We start from the raw sequence: 3,584 nt of genomic DNA, 5'->3' as shown, positions 1-3,584 counted from the left end.
AAGGAGTTCCTGGACGACGACCACACCCCGCTGATGGTCGTCAACATCGGCAGGCCGGGCGACAACGCCTGGTTCCCGCGCTTGCCGCGCCTGGCCTACGACGACGTCGTCACCACCGTCTGAACGGTTCGCGCCCCGCTGTCCCACGCGTCGCCCTCCCGCTCCCGCCCGACCCTGCCGCGGAGTCCGCCATGTCCCTGCTCGACCGCATCCGACCGCTCCCCAGCACCGCCCCACCGCCGGAGCCACGTCCCGTACCCGCCCTCTGGCTCGCGTTACTGGCCACCCCGCTCGCCGCCGGCGCCAACAGCCCGGTCCTGATCCTCGGGGACATCGCCGATTCGTTCGGCGTCCGCACCGCCACGGCGACCTGGCTCGTCACGGCGTTCGCCTGGGCCGTCGCCGTCGGCACGCCCCTGATGGCGGGACTGCTGCGCCGCCGAGGCATGCGTGCCGTCCTCCGGCTGAGCGCGACCCTCGTCGTGACCGGCACCGCGGTCGTGGCCGTCGCGCCCTGGCTGCCGCTGGCCATGGCCGGGCGCGCGGCACAGGCACTGGGGGGCGCCGGCCTGGTCACCGCGGCGATGAGCCTGGCCGGCACCATCCGCCGGATGGGCGTGATCACGGCGGGCTTCGGCGCCCTCGGCGCGGTCGGACCCCTGCTCGGCTCGGCGATCGCGGGCACCGCTTCCTGGCGGGTCTCCCTCGCCGTCGGAGCGGTGGCGCTCCTCGCCCTCCCCCTGGTCGCCCGCCGCGCCGACCCGGCCCCGCCCCGTCAGAGCGCCCCCTTCGACAGGCGGGGCGCCGCGCTGCTGGTCCTCCTGGCCACGTTCCTCGTCCTCGTACCCCGCTTCCCGCTACCGGCGACCACCGCTTCCCTGACGGCGGGCGTGCTGCTCGCGCTGCACATCCGGTCCCACCCCACCGGCTTCGTTCCCCTGTCCCTGCTGCGCACCAGGACGTTCCTCCTCTCCACCCTGCTCGCCTGCGCCTTCGCGACCTCGTACTTCACACTCCTGTTCACCGTGCCGCAGCTGCTGCACGACCGCACGGACTGGACGACCTCCACGATCGGCACCGGCCAGCTGGTCGCCCTCCTCACCGGCTCCGCCCTCTCCATGGCGCTGGCCGTCGCCGCCACCCGCCTCGGCCGCCCCCGAGTCCTGGCCGTCCTGCTCACCACCGGAGCCCTGGCGCCGCTCGCCGCGCTGCTGACTCCCTGGCCGCCGCTGCTCCTGCCCGTCGCGACACTGGCCGTGTTCACGACCAGCGCGGGCCAGGCCACCCTGGCAGTACTCGCCGTCCAGAGCGCACCCGCGCCCCAACGCCCCACGGCGATCGGCCTGTTCAACCTGGGCTACCAACTCGGCGGCGCGTTCGGCCCCGCGATCGCGGCCCTGATCGTCCTCGGCGCCTGACCACCACGCCCCGGCACTCCGCGCCCCCGTGCCCCGGCCTCGCCCAGCGTCCCCGGCCGGGGCTTCGCCGGGCCTGGGGGCGGTCAGTTCTGCTCGTCGTCCTCGGCCTCTCCGCCGACGGCGGGCGGCCCGGGTTCAGCGGGAACCGTACTGATCCGCAGGCATCCGTCCGTGCCGAACAGCCCGATCAACTGCGACAGATGGGCGCGCGCCGCGCTGCGGCCGGGAGCCTCTCCCGTGGTCACCCGCGCCCCTCCAGGTCCACCCACACGATCTTGCCCCAGCGCCGCTCATCCGTACCCCAGTCGGCGGCCAGCGCCGCCACGAGACGCAGACCGCGCCCGCCCTCTTCGTCGTCGTCCGCCTCGCGCTTCACCGGCCGCGCCCGGGAGAAGTCAGCGACACCGACACGCACCCGCGCGGCACCGAGGCGGTCGATGACGACCCGGATGGACTCCCGCCGGGCGTGCTGCACGGCGTTGGCCACCAGCTCGGAGACGATCAGCGCCCCGTCCTCGGCCAAGGCGTCCAGTCCCCAGACAGCACAGGCGGTACGAAGCAGGCGCCGCGCGGTGGCCGCGCTCTCGGGCCGCCTCGGCAAGGTCTCGCTGTACCCGGGATGCCCGGTCCGGCGGGTCCGAGTCGTAGGTTGCGGCACGTCGGTCTGCTTCCTTCAGATCGGTCGGCCCCGGGGCCGGTCGCACGGCCGCCGGGGCGCTTCGCGTTCAGGTAACCGGGAACCGTGATCATGCGGAGGAGCCAGCCAGGGTGCCGGGGAGGGGCCACACTGGATCCGGAAGGGGGCCACCATGAGCGACACCACCGAGCGACGCCGCGAGTTCGGCGCCTACCTCGCCGGTCTGCGGCGGCACTCCGGCCGGTCGCAGCGGCAGTTCGCCGCCATGCTGTGCGTCGTGTCGGGCGCCCAGTCGATCACGCGGAACGAGGTTTCCCGGTGGGAGCGTGGGGAGCGCATCCCGGACGTGTGGCTGCCCGCCTTCGCCCAGGTGCTCGGGGTGCCGCTGCGTGAGCTGGAGCAGGCAGCCGCGTACGCGCGGGGGGACGTTCAGGTCACTCTCCCCGGGGTCACGGCCACCCTCGCGGACCTGCTGCCGGACGGGGAGGCGCTGGAGCCCTTGGCGGCGCGCTGCGGGCGTCGAATCGGCGCCACCACCGTGGAGGGCCTGGCGGCCCGCGTGCACGGCCTCCGGCTCGCGGACGACGTGCTGTCCGGCGGAGATCTGATCGGCCCGGCCTTCCGTGAGCTGCGCGCCGCCGTCCGGCTGTACCGCGAGTCCGAGCACTCCGAGGAGACGGGGCGCGGCATGCTGACGCAGATCGGGGAGTTGGGGCAGATCGCCGGGTGGATCGCCTCGGACGCCGGTCGGGGTGAGGACGCGGAGCACGCCTACCGGCTCGGGCTCTCGGCCGCCCGCCAGGCAGGGGACGCGCCGCTAGTGGCACAGCTCGCGGGCAGCCTCGGCTACCACCTGACGAACAACGGCCGGGAGCGGGAGGGCCTGGAGCTGGCGAAGGGGGCGGTTACGGAGGCCGGGCCGGACGCTCCGGCCACGGCGCGCGCCCTGTTCCTGGACCGCGTGGCGTGGGCGCACACGCGTGCCGGGGAGGCTCAACCGGCCCTGCGGGCACTCGGGGAGGCGCACTCCGCCCTGGACGCCGCGGGCGGCCCTCCCGCGCCGACATGGGCGTACTGGGTGAACCGCGAGGAGCTGGAGGTCATGGACGCCCGGGTGTTCACCGAATTGCGCCGCCCGCTGCGCGCGGTGCCGCTGCTCCAGGACGTGCTGGGACGCTACGACGCCACGCACGCCAGGGAGGTCGCCCTGTACCGGTCATGGCTGGCCGTGGCGCTGGCCGACGCGAACGAACCCGAGCAGGCCGCCGAAGAGGCCCGCCGCGTCATCGACACGTCCGGGGATCTCTCCTCCGAGCGCACGACGGAGCGGGCCCGGACGGTCCTGCGCCGGCTGAAGGAGTACGAGGACGTACCCGAGGCACGCGAAGTGCTGGCCGACTACGGACAGCTGCTGCTTGCCTAGGGATACGCCGAGTGTTCGGCGTGTTGGTGCGCCAAGCGTGCGGGCACTCACCGCCCGGCAGTACGGGTGAGGTGAGACGGCGCCTCTGGGAACGATCAAGAGGGGC

4 protein-coding genes and 1 pseudogene are annotated in these 3,584 nt (G+C 74.4%); 3 read left to right on the top strand and 2 right to left on the bottom strand.

What is annotated here, in order from left to right:
• A pseudogene (locus GTW67_RS26460) lies at nucleotides 1–123 on the top strand (malonic semialdehyde reductase); the annotation flags it as partial.
• 68 nt (nucleotides 124–191) lie between these two features.
• Nucleotides 192–1,418 carry an MFS transporter gene (locus GTW67_RS26455; RefSeq protein ID WP_161167297.1) on the top strand — a complete coding sequence of 409 codons (1,227 nt, stop codon included), beginning with the start codon at nucleotides 192–194 and terminating at the stop codon, nucleotides 1,416–1,418.
• Between the two features lie 83 nt (nucleotides 1,419–1,501).
• Here GTW67_RS26455 and GTW67_RS26450 read toward each other — a convergent pair whose 3' ends face one another.
• Entirely contained in the window at nucleotides 1,502–1,663 is a 162-nt protein-coding gene (locus tag GTW67_RS26450) for a hypothetical protein (RefSeq protein ID WP_161167296.1), read from the bottom strand.
• Nucleotides 1,660–2,076 carry an ATP-binding protein gene (locus GTW67_RS26445; protein ID WP_161167295.1) on the bottom strand — a complete coding sequence of 139 codons (417 nt, stop codon included), beginning with the start codon at nucleotides 2,074–2,076 and terminating at the stop codon, nucleotides 1,660–1,662. Before GTW67_RS26445 ends, GTW67_RS26450 begins: the two co-directional genes overlap by 4 nt.
• 151 nt (nucleotides 2,077–2,227) lie before the next feature.
• Between GTW67_RS26445 and GTW67_RS26440 the strand changes: the two genes are divergently transcribed.
• Nucleotides 2,228–3,478 carry a helix-turn-helix domain-containing protein gene (locus tag GTW67_RS26440; RefSeq protein ID WP_161167294.1) on the top strand — a complete coding sequence of 417 codons (1,251 nt, stop codon included), beginning with the start codon at nucleotides 2,228–2,230 and terminating at the stop codon, nucleotides 3,476–3,478.
• The last annotated feature ends 106 nt before the right edge of the window (nucleotides 3,479–3,584 follow it).

Origin of the sequence: Streptomyces sp. SID5910, assembly GCF_009862125.1 — a bacterium.
Taxonomy (GTDB): Bacteria; Actinomycetota; Actinomycetes; order Streptomycetales; family Streptomycetaceae; genus Streptomyces.
The sequence above is the reverse complement of the archived record's forward strand: the minus strand, read 5'-3'. Positions and strand labels throughout refer to the sequence as shown.

Coding starts and splice junctions, on each gene's coding strand:
- GTW67_RS26455 (WP_161167297.1), top strand. CDS start 192: ATGTCCCTGCTCGACCGCATCCGACCGCTCCCCAGCACCGCCCCACCG.
- GTW67_RS26440 (WP_161167294.1), top strand. CDS start 2,228: ATGAGCGACACCACCGAGCGACGCCGCGAGTTCGGCGCCTACCTCGCC.